The following is an 18,100-nucleotide window of genomic DNA, read 5'->3' on the forward strand; positions in this document are numbered from 1 at the left end:
AGTACTCCTTAAAGGGAGGAAACCATGGCTAGGCACCTCGAGATGGCGGCGAAGGCTCAGCAGTTCCACGATGTCTTGCAGATGTTGCTGATCGGCATTGCGGACCTTCCTGTAAGCGACGACCACCCTGTCTGCGGTGTTGTTCGCATGTTGATAGATCAGTCTGCTGGCGTCGCAGAACAGTTGCATGAATACGTTCATGCAGACGGCGTGCGTCACGGTCAGTGCGCGATCGGTTCGAAGGAGGATGTATGAGTTGGGTCGATCAGGACAAGGTGGTGATGGATATCCAGAAGAGCGCGACGCAGCGCATCCGGATCATTCATCGTCGGTATAAAGGCCGCGAGTACGTCGATATCCGGCTTGTGGTCGCCAATGCAGCGGGTGAGTTCGTGCCGACGCAGAAGGGCATCATGCTGCGCCCGGAACTACTGCCACAGGTCATTCAAGGGCTGACGCTGGCCGCGCGGGAGGTCGTATGAACGAGAACTACAAACTCGGCATTCCAATCGCTGAAGGCGAGTACGCGAGCCCGACTGAGTGCGTTCTCATGTGCGGCTTCCTTGTGTTTCATGCAAAGAAAGCCGATGACGACGTGCGCCAGTTCGCACGCCGCGTGCTCGACGTGGTGTTTGCCGCTGCCGCCGAGAAGGGGTTTCGCCGTACCGATCTGCTTGAAACCATGATGGCGAAGGGTGTCCGATCGCCGCGCGTGGGCGTTCTCGCGGGGCAAGCGACGGCGGCGATCGGCGACAACCTTGCCTTCGCTCGTGTGATCGCACGGGCTCATGTGCGGCCGGGAGGCGAACAATGATCACGATGTTTGACAATCGCCAGCGAATCCTCGAAGCGCTATCGTTCATCCCGGCGGACGTTGAGCGCGAGGAGTGGTTTCGCATCGGTGCGTCGCTAAAGCATAGCGAGGGTGAAGCTGGCTTTGAGATGTTCGACAACTGGAGTCGGCAAAGCCCGAACTACGTGGCGGCCGACGTTCGGGATACGTGGCGCTCAATTCGTCCCGACGCCGGTATCACCATCGGCACGCTGTTCGCGATCGCGAAGAAGTACGGCTACAAGCCGCGTTCGACCGCCGCAACGGTTATCGACCCGGCAGAGGTCGAGCGCCGTCGTGTCGAGCGCGACGCACGCACGGAACAAGAGGCGCAGAAACGAACGAAGGCCCGTAAGCACGCGGCCTCGCTTGCCATCGCCGTCATCGAGAAAGCTCACCCCGCTCGCGACGATCATCCGTACCTGATGCGCAAGGGTGTCAGTGCGGTTGACACCCTGCGCGAAATGGACGCCGCGAAGCTTCAGAAGCTGATCGGCTACCGGCCGCAATCGGGCGGCGCGCAGCTCGAGGGGCGGATTCTGATTGCGCCCGTACGGGTCGGGAGCGTCATCACCACCATCGAGATGATCGATGAACAGGGGCGCAAGTCGGCCTTGGCCAATGGGGAGAAGGCGGGCGGCTGCTGGTTCGCCGCCGCGCCAGAAGAGTGCAAGCGCATGCTCATCGCCGAAGGTGTCGCCACAGCGCTGTCGGCTCACCTCTGTACGGGCGATGTCGCAGTGGCGGCGCTCTCGGCGGGCAACCTCACGAAGGTTGCACAGACGATGCGCGCGGCCTATCCCGATGCCGAGATTACGGTACTGGCGGACCTCGGTAACGGACAGCAGAAGGCGGTGGAGGCGGCGCGATCCGTCGGCGGCGCCGTTGCCTTGCCGGAGTTCGGCGACAGGCGCGACGACAACGAAACCGACTTCAACGACATGCACACACGTTTTGGAGCAGCCGCAGTCGCCGCGCAGATCAGGAAGGCTGTGAAGCCCGATGGTGACGATCAGCCGAACCGTAGCTTTGCAGAGGCGACAACTGCCGGCGCAGGCGAACTAGAAGCGTATTACGAGCGCCGTCAAGACGGCTTGTACTTTGTGGGCGTGAAAGTCGATCGCGACAGCGGCAAGACCGTCTATCTCGCGCCTCGATGGCTTTGTGACTCGCTGGAGGCGTTGGGAAGCGGCCGCGACAGCCCAGGCCGTCAGATGCGCGTGTTGCGCTGGCGGCGCGCGGGTTGCGGCGAAGAGGTAATCGAAGCCATGCCCAATGCAGAGATTGGGGAGCGCGACGGTTGGGCGCGATTGCGTAGCGGCGGGCTGGCGGTCGCAACCGATCGCGCGGCCCGCGAGCGACTCGCGTACTGGCTTCAGACCGAGAACCGCGACGCGTGGTACGAAATCGTCAGCATGACCGGTTGGCAGCACGGCGCTTTCGTATTGCCGACCGGGGAAGTCGTTGGGCAACCCAATGCTCGCATGCACTTTAACGGCAAACCGGACAATCCGAGCGCCTATAAGGCGCGTGGCACGCTTGGCGATTGGCGAGAGCAGGTAGGTCGACTAACGCAAGGCAATGCCCTCGCTATGACGAGCGTGGCATGCGCGCTGGCCGGGCCGCTGCTTTCCATCGCCGGAGAGAAGGACGGCATTGGTTTGCATCTCTATACCAACTCGACAGCGGGTAAGAGCACCTGCGGCGATGTGGCTGCTAGCGTCTGGGGAGACCCAGACCGCTGCAAGGCGAGCTGGAATGGTACGTCCCTAGGTCTGGCGCTGATGTCGGAGTCAGCCAACGATCGCTTGTTATATCTCGACGAGATCGGCTCGGGCGATGCGCGCAAGATCGGCCCGGCGATCTACCAGATGCTCAATGGCATTTCGAAGGTACAAGGAGCGCGTGACGGCGGCACCGTCGCTTCTCGGTCGTGGAGGTTGACGCTCATTTCGACGGGCGAAGTCGCGATGAGTCAGTATCTCGCCGAAGGCGGTCTAAAGCCGCGTGGCGGGCAGGAGGTGCGCTTGCTTGATGTGCCCGCCGACGCGGGCCTGCATCGCGCATTTGACGAACTGCACGGCTACGCGAGCGCCGAAGCTTTCTCTGACGCACTGACGGCTGCGGGTCGCGCACAGCATGGCACGCTTGGGCCCGCGTTTGTGGAATGGCTCCTGCCAAGGTGGAGTGACGCGCGCGAGCAGATCGGGCGCGAGCGTATCCGTATGGCGGCGATGGTGCCGCCGGATGCCGCGCCACCCGTGCGGCGCGCGACACGCAAGTTCGCCCTGCTAGCCGCTGCCTTGGTGATGGCATCGCAGGCGGGCTTGACGGGGTGGACCGCCGAAGAATCGCAGCAGGCGGTCGATACCGTCTGGCGGCGGTGGCTTGATGTGTTCGGGACGGGCGACCGCGATGATGAGCGTTTGATCGAGCAGGTCGAAGGTCTCATCGAGCAGCATGAGCACTCGAGATTCGTTCGCCTGCCGCTCACTGAAAACATGCCCGTGGTGCATAACTCGCTGGGGTTTATTCGGGCCGACGCCGACGGCAAGATCACCGTGTACGTGCCGCCCGCAACCTTCAAAGGGGTGTTCGTCGTCGGTTATGACCTGAAGCACGCCTGCAAGGCCCTTCACAAAGCTCGCATCCTATTGCGTCCCACAGGACGCAAGGGCTGGACGAGAAACGGTGGGCGTGGCTTGGGGCAGGTCTACGTGCTCTACCCACGTAAAAATCACGCTGATTGGAAAGCTGACGACGATCAGTAGCAGCACGCCGCGCTTCTATCTTTTGACCTCGCCACTGCGCGAGGTTTTTTTATGGGCAAACGGAACACATGAACATGAAAGCTTTGTCAGGATCACGTTAAACGCTTTCTAATGACTTTCGACTGATTTCTCTGCCTTCACAAAATTCCCGTGTAGGGAAATCTCACTGCCAACACTGCCAACTGCCAACTACCCTATTCAAACCCTTATGCTATATAGCTTTTGCTGTTGGCAGTGTGTTGGCAGTGTTGGCAGTGTTTCGCATGACGGAATCCCTGATAGCTTGGTGTGTGCAGTCGACTGCCAACAATTGGCATCAAAGCGCTGGCCACTGCCAACAGCGAAACCCTTATCCAGTAGGGGTTTGAGGCCGCTGTTGGCAGTTTGGCAGTGTTGGCACCGGGAATTGTGTACCTATAGAGTGGGGAAACTCGACTCGGTGTCGACGACAGCTTATTGAAAGCAATTGCGACGGCTGTCTGAAGATCGCCTGTTCGTATCCATCCGATTGTCCGAGGCCGACGCCCTCGGTAGGCTCGTTGCTTCGTATCTATCTGCGAGGTCACGATGTCGTTAAGGGTTGTTTGTGCTGGTAGCCATCTCATAAGCGCACTGGGTACCGAGGCGGCCGTTAGGCAATGCGCAGGGGTCACAACCGTGGCCACGACCTGCTGCGGTGATACGCTGGCCAAGCTCGCGAGTGATTGTGATGTGATTGTTGCGGACCTTCAGAGCGTCTCGTCGAGACAAAACTCCGCTCGCGAACCATTGTTGACCCGCATACGGGCGGGACAAATCGACGTGGGTCTGGTGCTGCATTCGGGTATCAAGAATCCCGCTTACCTCGCCACGCTGTCGGCCCTGAGCGCCGTTCATGCAGTGCTGGACCGGGATGAAGTCGGCGAGCATCTGAAGTCAGCGATCGATGCCGCTCACGCTCGCCGAAAATTTGTATCGTCCACGCTTAGCAAGTACGCGGCGACGCTGCCTAGACGCGGCCAAAATTATCAGCCTCTTAGCGCGTGCGAGATTGACGTTCTGAAGGCGACGCTAGCCGGTCGGTCGCTGAAGGAGATCGCGTTAGCGCGCCACCGCTCGAAGCAAACCATCTGCACCCACAAGACGAACGCGATGCTCAAGCTTGGCGTGGCGACGACCGCTGAACTGTTCCGATTGTTCTCTGAAGAGGATGTCTGCATCCTCCATGACCGAGCATTGCAATCCACGGCCTAGTGGGATGTTGAGCGCTCAATCCCTCGCGAGCCGGTGCCATTGCTGTGAGGAGCTCATATAGCTGCTTCGCTGTAGTGCTGGACTCGGTTTCGAGCCATTCCAGTATCTTGGGCCATATATGTTCGAACGGATCTTCGCGATTACGCCAGCCATGGGAGACGCGCGCTTTACGGTGATGCATCGGTCGTATCTCGCCAGTCCGTCACTCACGGAGCACAAAGTCATGAATGCGCCACACGCTATCGCTGAACCCCATATCCTCTACCTAGGCACGCAAGTTGTCCTAATTAGCACCGTCAATGAAAACGGTACGAACAATCTCGCGCCCATATCTTCTGTATTTTGGTCGGGCTGGCGAGGCGTGCTTGGTATCGTGTCCAAATTACAGACCACACGCAACCTATTTCGTACCGGCGAATGACGATGAACTCTTGGTCGAAGCTTTGCTGTCCTACCTTAAGATCCATCTTGTCGCCAGCGATTGCTGATACCACAGCTCCCACAGCCGCGTGGACGCGTCAGCCTCGACGCCGCTTAAGCCCTGCAGTGTGCCGAGGCGCGAAGCACTGATCCCGTGGCCATGGATTTGAAGTGCGTCGATAGAAAACAGGCCGCCGTTTAGGCCCAGCGCTTTGCCTGTGTCCATGTTCAGCCCGACTTGCGTTGCTCCTTCATAGGACACGCCATGGCGCCGATCGCCGGTGAAATTGCCGTAGAACTCGCTGGTTTTCTGCAGGGTTAAGACCACGCCGTGGGCGTCAAGCAACGAGCGTAGGCCAACGATATTTCCGAGCAGGTTGGGGCGGTCCCTTAGGCCGATCGGAGGGCTCGCTGCTTCAATGTTCAATTCAGTCGGGGCGATGCTCGTGTCGGCGATGGCGAGTATTACATCGACAGCCAGCAGGAGCATCAGGAGCCATCGCAACGAGCGGATTTGAAATGCTTTTTTCATGACGTTTCAAAACCACAGGCCGAGATGCGCAGCTTTGTCGAGTCCCGTAAATGCGGACATTGCGGTCAACAGCACAGCAAGTGCGATGGCAGCTATCGTCAGTGCAACGACAGTGCAGACTGCAGCTGTGCGCCCCTTAAAGCTTGACCGCTGCAAGCGTTGAGGTGACGCAGATGCTGCCGTGACCGGCGCGAATTGAAAAAGAGTGAAAGAACATAGGCTCACCTCGTTGCGCCCGGCACAGAACCGGGCAAACGTAATACGTGACGATCTTTCGCAGACCACTGCGAAAGACATCGATGAAAGGGAGCGTGCAATAGACGAGTCGATGAAGAAGCGATCGATGATGAAGCGCGCTAACCCGACTTCAGCGAGTTAGCGGCGGGGGAGGCGGCTAGCTCGCAGTTTTAACGCCGGCGCAGGCCGGCATCGGACTTCCAATGACGGTACTTTTGTCCACGAGGCACTCCTCTTTTAAGACGGTTCGGATTGTAGTCGGCGTTGTTCGGAACCGGCAAGCAGAAGTCGTAAATTCAGAGTTTTGCGCACCCGTCTTATGACGAAAGTCGGAGATGTCCGAGCGGCAACCCGATGGACGTAACCTCGCCTATTAGCTTGCAGAGCGCCTTAATATTCGTGGTGTTGAAAAACAGCGCTGTGGTAGTCACTACTCATTGCGAGCGACACCGAGAAGTTGTTTTTCGAGGCGGAAACGCAAAGACTTGCGAAATGGCAGGTCCGGAACGTGTACAGCGTTTGGGCTAATTGTCCACGACTCCTTGATCGCGCAGGCTGTTATCGCAAGAGGCCTGGCAAATGCCGCAGCTGACCTTTTGAATAGCACGCTCTGGACAACATTAGCGATCGAAAATGTTATTGCCTGGAAATCTCCAAGACATTATTACCTAGTCTCACAGACGATTACAAAATTTTTCTCGGCTTACACTTCAGCTTGCGAACGCCTAGTCGTTAAGCGGTAAGTAAAGGTTTCCTCGGATCCCCTCGGTGAAGCCTGAGCACTTGCCACCCGGCATGACCTCGAGGTCGCCGGTTCAGAGCTTGACACCGTTCTCACGATGACTGCTTCGATTCCCCACGACATTCTTGCTGCACCTGCCGCCGAACCGACTGTACCCGTCGTGCCGGTCACGCTGACGCCGCGCCTCGCCTCAACGAACAATGCTGTCACAACACCGTTTCCGTTGCCTGCACCCGTGCCGACGCAAGAGGCGTTGCACGGCGTGCGCTTCGATTTCAACGATGGCTGTCGCGTAGTGCTGCCCGATGGCGAATGGCATGTCGTGCTGCGCGACTACGAAACCGATAACCTGCTGTTCCAGACGGATATCAACGTGGGCGCGGTGGCGAGCGGCAAGAAGTATTTCGTCCCGTTCGAGCTGCAAATCCAGCGTCGCGGCAAGCATGCGGACGCGGCCTTCATCCACCGCTTCGACGCAAACGATCGCGAGGTGCTGATTCAGTTCCCTGTCGGCACACTGGGCGATCTGATGGGCTGGTTCCCTTACGCGGTCAAGTTTCAGCGCAAGCACAATTGCCGGCTCACGTGCGCGATGTCCGCGCTGATCGCGCCGCTGTTTCGCCGCGCTTATCCGCATATCGAGTTCGTCACGCACGAAGAGGTGAAGGCGGAGCGTTACTACGCAACGTACAACATCGGCCTGTTTTTCGATGACGAAGCGAACACGCGTCAGCCCGCCGATTTTCGTCATGTCGGGCTGCATCGCACAGCGGGTCTTATTCTTGGCGTCGACCCGGAAGAGATGCGCCCGGAAATCACGCTGGCGGTCGATACCCGGCCCATCGCGGAGCGCTACGTCGTGATCGCGGTGCAAAGCTCGACTCAGTGCAAGTACTGGAATCATCCGACCGGCTGGCGCGAGATCGTCGCGTTTCTGAAGGATGCGGGTTATCGCGTGATCTGTATCGATCAGAAAGCGACGCATGGCTCGGGACTCGTCTGGAACCATATCCCGCATGGCGCGGAAGACCAGACCGGCGATCGCTCGCTGGAGGAGCGCGCGCGCTGGCTCAAGCATGCGGACTTCTTCGTCGGCCTGTCGAGCGGACTGGCGTGGCTCGCGTGGGCATGCAACACGCCGGTCGCGATGATCAGCGGCTTCACCGCCGAGAACAACGAGTTCGCGACGCCGCATCGCGTCATCAATTACCACGCCTGCAATGGCTGCTGGAACGACGTGCGTCATCGCTTCGATCACCAGGACTTCTTCTGGTGTCCACGGCACAAGGACACACCGCGTCAGTTCGAATGCACCCGGCTCATCACGCCCGAACAGGTGAAGCGCACGTTGCAGCGCATTCCCGGTTTCGGCGAAGGCCTGAAGCCAGCCGCCGACTGTTCCTGACAGCCCGCGTTTCCCGACCAATTTTTTGCCATCGCGCCTTCAATGAAGTGCGTGAGGCGCGCACTCATACCGACATAAGAAGATGAAGCCGCTTACCTTTCGCCGTAAATTTTGTCTGCATGTGTTCGGTAGCCGTCGACGCGGCCTGTCGCGCCTTCTGTCGGGCATGTTCGCGTTGTTGGGATTGCAAGCCGCGCTGATGCCCGCCGCGCACGCCTACACCGTCGATGTCGCAAGCGGCACGACCGTGACCGGGGAATCCGTCACCGGCACGCAGAACGTCTCGGGCGGCGGATACGCGAACTCATCGACGGTTTATGGCACGCAGAATGTGCTCGATGGCGGCTCGGCATCGACCACGACGGTGTACGGCGCGCAGAGCGTCGCCTCGGGCGGACGCTCGACGGGCGTGACCGTTTCTGCAGGCGGCCGCGAGACGATTGCCGCCGGTGCGACGGTGACGGGTCTTGCGATGACATCCGGCTCCGTGCTGGTAGCGACGACCTCGGGCACGATCAATGGCACGAACGTGGATGGCTCGACGTTCAATGTCGGCGGCAATGTCGCCAGTGGCATCAAGCTCGGCAGTCAAAGCCAGCTGGAGGTGCTGGCGGGCAGTGTGGCGAGCACTACGCAAGTGCTGGGCGGCACATTGAATGTCGATGCGGGCGGGCGCGCCGTGAATACGCTGGTGACGAGCGCCGGCACGCAGAACGTGGCGGGCTCGGCCTATTACGCGACCGTCACGAACAACGCGCTTCAGAACGTCCTGGCGGGAGGTGTCGCGAGCAACACGATCCTCACGTCGGGCGGGCGGCAATCCGTGGCGGCGGGCGGATCGGCGGCTGCAACGACTGTCAACAGCGGCACTTCGCTGTGGACGGCGGGCGTGGTATCGGGCGTCACGGTGAATTCGGCGGGCAGCGTATCGGTGGCGAGCGGCGGGTCGGTTGCGGCGGCAAGCGTGCTGGGCGGCGCAACGGTGAACGTCGCGGCCGGCGGCAGCGCGAGCGGCTCGATCTTGTCGGGCAACGGCACGTATTACGCGCAGCAGGCCGTCGCGGGCGTCGAGAACGGGACCAATGTCGGCGCCTATTCGACCGACACCGTGCAGGCGGGAGGCGTCGCCAACAACACGACGGTCAACGGCACGAATGCATCACAATTGGTGAGTTCGGGTGGCCAGACCAACGGCGTCGTAGCGTTCAACGGCGCTCAGGTGCACGTGCAGTCCGGCGCGAGCGCAACGGCAGCAGTGGTCAGCTCGGGCAGCACGCTGACGATCGATTCCGGCGCCACGGCGATCGGTGTCACGCAGGCGGCGAGCGGCGGACTGGTTGCGACCACGTCCTCCACGGTGCTCGCGGGCGTCAACACGCGCGCCGACGGCACGGGATTTTTCATCTCAGGCGGCGTCGCCTCGCATACGCAAATCGTCGGAACGGGTCATCTGACGGTACTGTCGGACGGCGCGGCGCAAGATACGGTCTACTCCGCGGGCGGCATCTTTCAGGTCGATACGGCAGGCACCGCCGATACCGTGCGTCAGGGCGCGGGCGGTCAGATCGTCACGAACACATCGGCGACGATCACGAACGGCGTCACGGATTCGGGCCGCACCTTCTTCGTGTCGAACAACTACGCCTCCGGCGTCATGCTCGATGGCAGCGCCGCGAATCTCGAAGTGATGAGTGGCGGCGTGGCGAGCAACACGCTCCATTCGGCAGGCATCTTTCAGGTCGATGCGGGCGGGTCGGCCAACCAGGTCGCGCAGAGCGCGGGCGCCGCGCTCATCACCAACACGTCGGCGGTGATCACGAACGGCACGGACCGCATGGGTGCGTTCTCGGTGATCGGCAATGTCGCATCGAATCTCGTGCTGGAGAATCGCGGCAGTCTGACGGTGTTCAACGGCGGCTCGGCGACGTCGACGGCCATCGGTACAGGCGGCAACACGACCGTGCAGGGCGGCGGCTACGCGGTCTCGACGACGGTCGCCAATTCCGGCCGCCTCGAAGTCGATGCCAGCGCCGCGGCCGATTCCGTCACGGTCTCATCGGGCGGTGCGCTCGTCACCAACACATCGGCGACGATCACCAACGGCACCAACCGAGTGGGCGCGTTCTCGATCAACGGCAATGTCGCTTCGAACGTGGTCGCGGAGAACGGCGGCGCGATGACCGTGCTCGATGGCGGCACCGCGTACGCGACCACGGCGGGCAGCGGCGGACTCGTCACCGTGTCGGGCGGCGTGGCTCAGGGCGTGACGATCAACTCGGCGGGCACCGGCATCACGACCGGCAGCGGCGTGATGAACAATGCCGTGGTCAACAACAGTGGCTCGCTGGTCGCCTCGGGCGGACTGACGAGCAATACGACCGTCAACGCGGGTGGTGTTGTCACGGTGACGGGCACGGGAGTGACGTCGAACACACAGTTGAAGAGCGGCGCGCTGGAGCAGGTCTACGGCGGCACCGCGAGCGGCACGGTCATCTCGGCGGGCGCGACCGAAACGGTTCTGGGCGGCAGGACGAGTGGCGCCATCATCGCGGGCGGCGCGCAACTCGTCTCCGCCGGCACGACCTACGGCACGCAGTTCAACAACGGCACGTTGATCGTGAGCGGCGGGGTGGCATCGGGCACTGCCGCGGCGGCGGGAACGCTCGTCGATGTGCAAGGCGGCACGACCTTCGGCACCGTGCTTTCGGGCGGCGCGTCGGAAGTCGTGACGAGCGGACGCGCCAATTTGACCTTTGTCGGCAGCGGCGCGTCGCAGACGATCGGCGTGTACGGCTATGGATCGGCGACGCAGATTCAGGCGGGCGGCACGGAAGTGGTGAGCGGTTCGAGCATCGGCGCGACGGTTTCGGCGGGCGGCAATCAGACCGTCACCGGAGTGAACGCGCGCACGACCAGTGCGACGGTGCTCGCGGGCGGCGCGATTGCGGTGCGCAACGGCGCAACGACCGCTGGCGCGAGTCTTCAGGGCGGCTCGCTTACTGTTTCGTCCGGATCGACGGCAACCAGTACCGACGTGCTGAGCGGCGGCAACCTGAGCATTTCGTCCGGCGGCGCGGGGTACAGCAACCGCATCGGCAGCGGCGGCGCGCAGAGCATCGCCTCCGGCGGCACCGCGTACAACGATGTCGTGTCCGGCGGCACGCAGACCATCGCGGGCGGCGGCGTGGCGCAAGGCGCGACGGTCATCTCGGGGGGCGTCCAGAGCGTGCAGGCGAACGGCGTCGCGAGCGCGACGATCGTGTCGTCGGGCGGGGCGCAAGCGGTTCGCAACGGCGGCCTGGCCTACGGCGGCGCGGTGCGCGGCGGCGTTCAGTCTATCGAAAGCGGCGGCGTGGCAAGCAGTACCGTGGTGTGGTCCGGCTCGCAGATCGTGAGCGCGGGCGGCAATGCGAACGGCGCGACGCTGCGCGGCGGCGTGCAGCAGGTACTTGCTGGCGGTCAAGCATCTGGAAGCACCATCGTTGCGGGCGGCGCGCAGGAAGTCGATGCAGGCGGCGTCGCGTCGGGCACGACGCTCAACGCGAACGGAAAGCTGACGGTGCAAGCAGGCGGCTCGGCGCTCGGCATCGTGCAGAACCTGGGCGGCGCGCTCGTCGTCGATACCGACACGGTCATCGGCGGGAGCGGACCAAACGGCACGTTCAGCATCGCCAATCACGTTGCGTCGAATGTTTATTTGGCCAACGGCGGGCAGCTGACCGTGCAATCAGGCGGCTCGTCGATCGCCACGCGCGTGGCCAGCGCAGGCGGTGAAATCGTCGTGGCGGGCGGCGTCGCGACCGGTACGCGCGTCGATTTTGGCGGCGTGCAATCGGTGAATTCGGGCGCAAACGCCGTATCGGCGACGATCGGCGGCGTGCAAAACGTCGATGGCATCGCGTCGGGTACGATCGTCATCGCGAGCGGCGCGCAGAACGTGAATAGCGGCGCCGAGGCGTCGGGCACCGTCGTGCAGACCTTGGGCGCGATGACCGTATCGAGCGGTGCGCTCGCCACGAATGCAAGCGTTCGCGGCGGCACGCAGGCGGTGCTAACGGGCGGCACGGCGTCGGGCACTACGGTGCTTTCCGGGCAGCAGAACGTGCAGGGCACGGCGACGGATTCGGTCGTGTCCGGCGGAGCGCAGACCGTCGTCGCGGGCGGTTACGCCAGCGGCACGCTCGTGACTGGCGCAGGTTTGCAGAACGTGACGGGCGGTACCGCTGATGGCACCACCGTGCGCTCGGGCGGCCGGCAAGTCATCGCGAACAACGGCGTCGCGAACGCGACCGTGGCGGGATCGGGCGGCACGGTCGCCATCTCGTCGGGCGGCGTGCTGAACTCGGCGTACGCGTCGGGCGGTGTGATCGTCGTGGGCGGCGGCGGGCTGGCGGCAGGCACATCAGCGGTCAACGGCGGCGCGGTGCTGCTTACCTCCAACGGTGTGGCAAGCGGGACGAGCGTCGGTAGCGGCGGGCAGATCCAGTTGCTCGCGGGTGCCAGCGCATCGTCATCGACCTTGATGAACGGCGCGCTGATGGTCGTCTCGGCAGGCGCAACCGCCAGCGATGTCGATCAGCGTTCGGGCGCGGCGCTCATCACGGATACGGGCGCGAGCGTCGCGGGCGGCAACGCAAACGGCGCGTTCTCGGTGGCGAATAACGTCGCGACCAACGTCATCGTCGAGAACGGCGGACGGCTCACCGTGAGATCGAATGGCACGGCAAGCGGCACGCACATCGGCGATCTAGGCATGGAGAGCGTGCAGTCGGGCGGTGTCTCGCAGAACGCCGTTATCGCGGGCGGCCAGCAGTTCGTATCGTCGGGCGCGAGCGCGAGCGGCGCGTTGTTGCAGTCGGGCGGTCAAACGGTGATGGCGGGCGGCTTCGCCAGCGGCACGCAATTAACGGGCGGTATTCAGTCCGTCATGGGCAACGCGACGGACACCGTGCTTACGGGCGGCACGCAAAGCGTCGGCAGCGGCGGCACGTCGACTGACACGAACGTCGGCTCGGGCGCGTCGCAGCAAGTGCTCGGCGGCATCGCGAGCAGCACGACGGTGGCGTCGGGCGGCGTGCAGATCATCAACGGCGGCGCATCCATCGACGCGCTGATCGCGGGCGGATCGCAGCAAGTTTTCAACGGCGTAGCAAGTGGCACGCTGGTTCAGGGCGGATCGCAGACGGTAAATATCGGCGGTGTCGCGCTCGGAACGGTCGTGCAATCGGGCGGCACGCAGACGCTTACCTTCGGCGGCGTCGCATCGGGCAGCGAGATCGAAGCGGGCGCGTTGCAAGTCGTGGAGATGGGCGGCGCGGCATCCGGCACCACGGTCGATACCGACGGCACGCAAGTCGTATCCGGCACAGCGGTCGATACGCTGGTATCGGGCACGCAGACCGTATACGGCAGCGTCGATAACACCACGCTCGTCGGCGTGGGCGCGACGCAAACGGTCGCATCGGGCGGTCAGGCGACGGGAGGTATCGTCGATGACGGCGCGGTTCAGACCGTTGCATCCGGCGGCTATGCGAGCGGTACGGCCATCGGTGCGAGCGGCATACAGAACGTGGCGGGCCGTGTCGAAGGTGTGATCGTCGATGGCGGCGTGCAGAACATTTCGGGCGCGGGCGCGCTCGGACTCGACACGCTGCTCGTTTCGGGCGGGCGGCAGAACGTTGGCCTGGGCGGCACGGCGACATCGGCAATCATTGGCATGGATGGAACGCAGACCGTACTGAACGGCGGATACGCGGAGTCGAGCGTGATCGGCGCGGGCGGCGCGCAAACCATCGAGGCAAACGGCAGTGCAACGTCGACGACGGTTTCGTCGGGCGGCACGCTGACGGTGTCCGCTGGCGCAGCGCTCGATCACGTCGATCAACAAGCGGGCGCGGCCCTGGTCGCGGATACCTCGAGCACGATCACGAACGGCCATAACGCATCGGGCGCGTTCTCGGTGATGAGCCACGTCGCATCGGGCGTGCTCGTCGAACAGGGCGGCCGTTTCGCGGTGCTGTCGGGCGGACAGGCGTTCGGCACGCAAGTTGGCAGCGGCGGTGTCGAGACGGTCGCTGCGGGCGGCGTCGCGTCCGGCTCCATCGTGTCGGGCGGCGCGCAGAACGTGAGCGGCACGGCGGCCGGCGCATCGGTGCTCGCGGGCGGTCAGCAGACGGTTGCGTCGATGGGCAGCGCGCTTGGCAGCGTCGTCGGCGATGGCGGGCGTATCGCGGTCAATGGCGTCGCGAGCGGCACGCAAGTGCGCAGTGCGGGCGTGATGTCGGTCGGCTCGGCGGGCAGGGCGATCGATACGCACGTCAGCGGCGGCGGCGCGGTGACGGTCGCATCGGCGGGTCTGGCGCGCGGCACCGTCTTGAACGATGGCGCGTTGCAAACCGTGCGTTCGGGCGGCATGGCGAGCGCGACGGCCATCGGCTCCGGCGGCGTGGAAACGGTCGCGGCGGGCGGAGTATCGACAAACGCGATCGTCACGCGCGGCGGCACGCAAAGCGTCGCGTCGGGCGGATCGGCAAGTGGCACGGCGGTGTCGGCGGGCGGCTTGCAGGCCGTGTTGTCGGGCGGCGTTGCGTCGGCGTCGCGCGTGCTGTCGGGCGGGCAGCAAAACGTCACGGCGGGCGGCATCGCGGTGGCGACCTTGGTGGCTAATGGCGGCGCGCAGACCGTGCAGACCGGCGCGACCGCCATCGATACAACTGTGGCCAGCGGCGGCGTGCAGGATGTCGCTTCCGGCGGCACCGCGACCGGCACGCTGGTCAGCGCGGGCGGCGTGCAGCGCGTGTCATCAGGCGGAAATGCGGGCTCGGTCACGCTGGGCAGTGGCGGCAATCAGTACGTGTCATCGGGCGGTGTGGCCAACGGCGTCGCCGTGACGAACGGCGGCGCGCAGACCGTGCTCGCGGGCGGCAATGCCAGCGGCACGATGGTATCGAGCGGCGGCGTGCAGGCGGTATCGTCGGGCGGACAAGCGAGCGGCGCGGTCGTATCGCATGGCGGCCAGCAGACGGTCACGACGGGCGGCATTACGAGCGGCACGATCGTGCAAAGCGGCGGTTCGTTGACCGTGTCGAGCGGTGGATCGGCAGGGCAGGTCACGGTGCAGAACGGCGGATTGACGACCGTCACCGGCGCGGGCAGCGCGACGATCAATCAGCAAACGGGCGCAGCGCTCGTCACCGATACATCCGCGACCGTAAGCGGCACGAACCACGGCGGCACGTTCGAAGTCGGGAACAACATCGGCTCGAACGTGCTGCTCGAAAACGGTGGCGCGTTCAAGGTGCTGTCGGGCGGTATCGCCAACGATACGCGCGTGGGTTCGGGCGGCATGGAAACGATCAACGCGGGCGGTTCGTCGCTGCGTTCGGTCATCTCTGGCGGCACGCAGTTGATCGAGGCGGGCGGCACGGCGGTAGGCGCGATCGTCAGCGCGGCCGGTGTGCAGCAAGTGGCCTTCGGCGGCAACGCCACAAGCACGACGGTCGCAGCGGGCGGCATGCAGGCCGTCGCGGGAACGGCTTCGGGCACGATGGTGTCGGGTGGCACGCAGACGGTTTCTTCTGGCGGCGTCGTGCAGGACACTACGGTCGTGAGCGGCGGTCAGCAAGTGATCAACGCGGGCGGTTTCGCGTCGGCGACAACGCTTTCCGCAAACGGCACGCAGACGCTGAATTCGGGCGGCGTGGCGAGCGCGACGACGATCAACGGCGGCACGCAGAACATTCTGGCCGGTGGCGTCGCCAACGACACGACCGTCAATTCAGGCGGCCTGCAATATGTCGACGGCAATATCGAAGGCTACGCCTACAACACGGTCGTCAACAGCGGCGGCGTTCAGCAAGTGGCGTTCGGCGGCTTCGCGGGCAACGCGCTCATCAACACGGGCGCAGTGCAGGAAGTGCAGGCCGATGGCATCGCAAGCGGAACCACGCTCAACGGCGGCACGCAGATCGTCAGTTCTGGCGGCGCCGCCGATGCGACCACGGTCAACTCGGGCGGCGTGCAGCGCGTGCGCAACGGCGCAATCGTAACGCGCACGCTCGTCAACAACAGCGGCACGCTGACCGGCGACGGCAACGTGGCCGGCGTGACGGTGACGAGCGGCGGTCTGGTGCAGAACCTGGCGAGCGCGAGCCTTGGCATCGTCAACGATGGCGGCGCCGTGCAAGTCGATACCGTCACTGCGGCGAATGTCGCGGTGAACGCGGGCGGCGTCTTGTTCGGCAGCGGATCGCTCATCGGTAACGCGACGTTCAACTTGGGCGGCGCGCTCGTCGCGAGTACGCCGGGCCAAACCTTGCGCGTGAACGGCAAGCTTGCATTCAACGACGGTTCCAACTTCGTCGTGAGTGCGAACGCGGCGGGTCAGACCGGCAGCGTCGCGGTGACGGGCGATGTCGACATCGCGCAGAGCGGGGCGAATGGCGGCGCGAAGGTCGTCGTGAATGCATCGCCTGATGCGTGGAAGGCCAACACGAAGTACACGATCCTGACGTACACGGGCGCGCTCAACGGCACCTTCGCGGGCGTCGGCATGGACTACGCGTATCTTTCGCCGACGCTTTCGTATGCGCCGGGCGAGATCGATCTGACGCTGAAGATCGCATCGATTTTTTATCAGACGGGCGATTTCGCGGGCTTCGGGATGGTAGGGCAGAACCGCAATCAGTTGCAGGTGGCTAGCGCGCTGAACCGCGTGCTGCTTGCGGGCGGCAACGCCATCACCGATGCCTTGTTGTTCACAACGAGGGCAGGCGCGCAATCGGCGCTTGAGCAGATGTCCGGTGTCGAGGCGACCGGCCTGTTGCGCGTCGCGCGTCAGAACACAGAGGCGCTCGGCAATACGGTCAGCGAGCGGATGACTTCGGTATCGCAAGTGCGTCCGTCGAATGATTTGTGGGCGTCGGTGCGTTACGGGCAGTCGCATGTTTCCGGCGATGCATCGCTTGGCAGCAACGCGCTCGATACGCGTTCGAGTTCGATCGCTGTCGGCTACGACCGCGAAGTCGCGCGCGACGTGCGTGCAGGCGTCGCCGTCGATGCGGACTATAGCGATCTCGGATTCAATCAGCCGGGCGCGAGCGGCCACACCAACGGTTGGCAAGCGCTGATCTACGGTGCATGGCAACCCGCGACGCAGCCGTTCTTCGCGCGCGGTATGGCGGGCATCGGGCGCTGGAGCAACGCGGAAAATCGCGTGGTCGGATTTGGCGGTTTGACAGGGACGCCGCAGGGCAGCGTCGAGACGCGCGCGGCGACGGCGTATGCGGAAGGCGGTCTGAATCTGCATCTGCGCGATGACATGGCGCTTCAGCCGTACGTCGGCATGCGCGTAGGCCGCTATGCGCAGGACGGCTTCGGCGAAGGCAAGGGCGGCGTGTTCGATCTCGTCTATCAAGGCAGCACGCAGGCCGCGACGACCGCGATGGCGGGCGGGCGTTATCTGTTCACGCAAAAGCGTCGCGACGGCGCGACCAACACCTGGGAAATCGATGCGAACGTGCAGCAGCGCATCGGGAGCCTTGGGCAGACGTTGAATGTGTCGTTTGCTCAAGCGCCGGGCGCGGTCTATCAGGTATCCGGCACGCCGCTCGCGCGCACCGTCGGTCATGTAGCTACTGGCGGCGCATGGGAGATTGGCAAGAACGCGTCAGTGTTCGCACGTCTCGGTGTGGACTTCGCCAAGCACGAGCAGGACTACAGTGGATTGGCGGGCGTGAACTGGAAGTGGTGAAAATGATGCAATCCGCATTAGTCGAGAGACCTAAAGCAGCGTAAATCCGCTTGTAACCGCTTACCGGTATGGTTTTGCGAGATTTCTCAACCATTAATTGCTAAAAGCCTTGAGCCCTAACTGCATAAGCCTTTCGATGTTAGCGTTGCAGTAACTGTGGCTCGTTATGTGAACGCC

At 63.5% G+C, this 18,100-nt stretch carries 8 protein-coding genes; 7 read left to right on the forward strand and 1 reads right to left on the reverse strand.

All coding sequences use genetic code 11. The features are described 5' to 3' along the window. The first annotated feature begins 24 nt into the window (after positions 1 to 24). The 5 genes from ACZCWR_RS02620 (at position 25) to ACZCWR_RS02640 (ending at position 4,836) form a co-directional block, all read left to right on the forward strand. On the forward strand, positions 25 to 255 hold the full coding sequence (locus ACZCWR_RS02620; protein ID WP_487302143.1) for a hypothetical protein: 231 nt from the start codon (positions 25 to 27) through the stop codon (positions 253 to 255). Continuing rightward, positions 252 to 482, forward strand: coding sequence for a transcriptional coactivator p15/PC4 family protein (locus ACZCWR_RS02625; protein WP_487302191.1), 231 nt, complete (start codon positions 252 to 254; stop codon positions 480 to 482). Before ACZCWR_RS02620 ends, ACZCWR_RS02625 begins: the two co-directional genes overlap by 4 nt. After that, positions 479 to 814 carry a hypothetical protein gene (locus ACZCWR_RS02630; RefSeq protein WP_487300402.1) on the forward strand — a complete coding sequence of 112 codons (336 nt, stop codon included), beginning with the start codon at positions 479 to 481 and terminating at the stop codon, positions 812 to 814. The genes ACZCWR_RS02625 and ACZCWR_RS02630 overlap by 4 nt, the downstream gene beginning before the upstream one ends. Beyond that, positions 811 to 3,603, forward strand: coding sequence for a DUF927 domain-containing protein (locus ACZCWR_RS02635; protein ID WP_487302192.1), 2,793 nt, complete (start codon positions 811 to 813; stop codon positions 3,601 to 3,603). The genes ACZCWR_RS02630 and ACZCWR_RS02635 overlap by 4 nt, the downstream gene beginning before the upstream one ends. A gap of 657 nt (positions 3,604 to 4,260) precedes the next feature. Continuing rightward, positions 4,261 to 4,836: a LuxR C-terminal-related transcriptional regulator gene (locus ACZCWR_RS02640; RefSeq protein ID WP_487302193.1), complete on the forward strand. Its 576-nt coding sequence runs from the start codon at positions 4,261 to 4,263 to the stop codon at positions 4,834 to 4,836. A gap of 451 nt (positions 4,837 to 5,287) precedes the next feature. On the opposite strand, the gene ACZCWR_RS02645 is transcribed toward ACZCWR_RS02640, so the two are convergent. Beyond that, complete coding sequence (locus ACZCWR_RS02645; protein WP_487302194.1) at positions 5,288 to 5,788, reverse strand: carbohydrate porin; 501 nt, start codon at positions 5,786 to 5,788, stop codon at positions 5,288 to 5,290. 1,076 nt (positions 5,789 to 6,864) lie between these two features. On the opposite strand from ACZCWR_RS02645, the gene ACZCWR_RS02650 reads away from it, so the two are divergent. Both ACZCWR_RS02650 and ACZCWR_RS02655 read left to right on the forward strand, forming a co-directional pair. Next, a complete protein-coding gene (locus tag ACZCWR_RS02650; RefSeq protein ID WP_487302195.1) occupies positions 6,865 to 8,172 on the forward strand; it encodes an autotransporter strand-loop-strand O-heptosyltransferase in 1,308 nt (435 codons plus the stop codon). An 82-nt stretch (positions 8,173 to 8,254) separates the two neighbouring features. Then, complete coding sequence (locus ACZCWR_RS02655; RefSeq protein ID WP_487302196.1) at positions 8,255 to 17,923, forward strand: AIDA repeat-containing protein; 9,669 nt, start codon at positions 8,255 to 8,257, stop codon at positions 17,921 to 17,923. Positions 17,924 to 18,100: the final 177 nt, after the last annotated feature.

The organism is Caballeronia sp. A2-2, from assembly GCF_057612605.2.

Excerpts from the sequence above, each read along its gene's own strand:
- ACZCWR_RS02625 (WP_487302191.1), top strand. The coding sequence starts at position 252 with ATGAGTTGGGTCGATCAGGACAAGGTGGTGATGGATATCCAGAAGAGC.
- ACZCWR_RS02645 (WP_487302194.1), bottom strand. The coding sequence starts at position 5,788 with ATGAAAAAAGCATTTCAAATCCGCTCGTTGCGATGGCTCCTGATGCTC.
- ACZCWR_RS02635 (WP_487302192.1), top strand. The coding sequence starts at position 811 with ATGATCACGATGTTTGACAATCGCCAGCGAATCCTCGAAGCGCTATCG.
- ACZCWR_RS02655 (WP_487302196.1), top strand. The coding sequence starts at position 8,255 with ATGAAGCCGCTTACCTTTCGCCGTAAATTTTGTCTGCATGTGTTCGGT.
- ACZCWR_RS02650 (WP_487302195.1), top strand. The coding sequence starts at position 6,865 with ATGACTGCTTCGATTCCCCACGACATTCTTGCTGCACCTGCCGCCGAA.
- ACZCWR_RS02620 (WP_487302143.1), top strand. The coding sequence starts at position 25 with ATGGCTAGGCACCTCGAGATGGCGGCGAAGGCTCAGCAGTTCCACGAT.
- ACZCWR_RS02630 (WP_487300402.1), top strand. The coding sequence starts at position 479 with ATGAACGAGAACTACAAACTCGGCATTCCAATCGCTGAAGGCGAGTAC.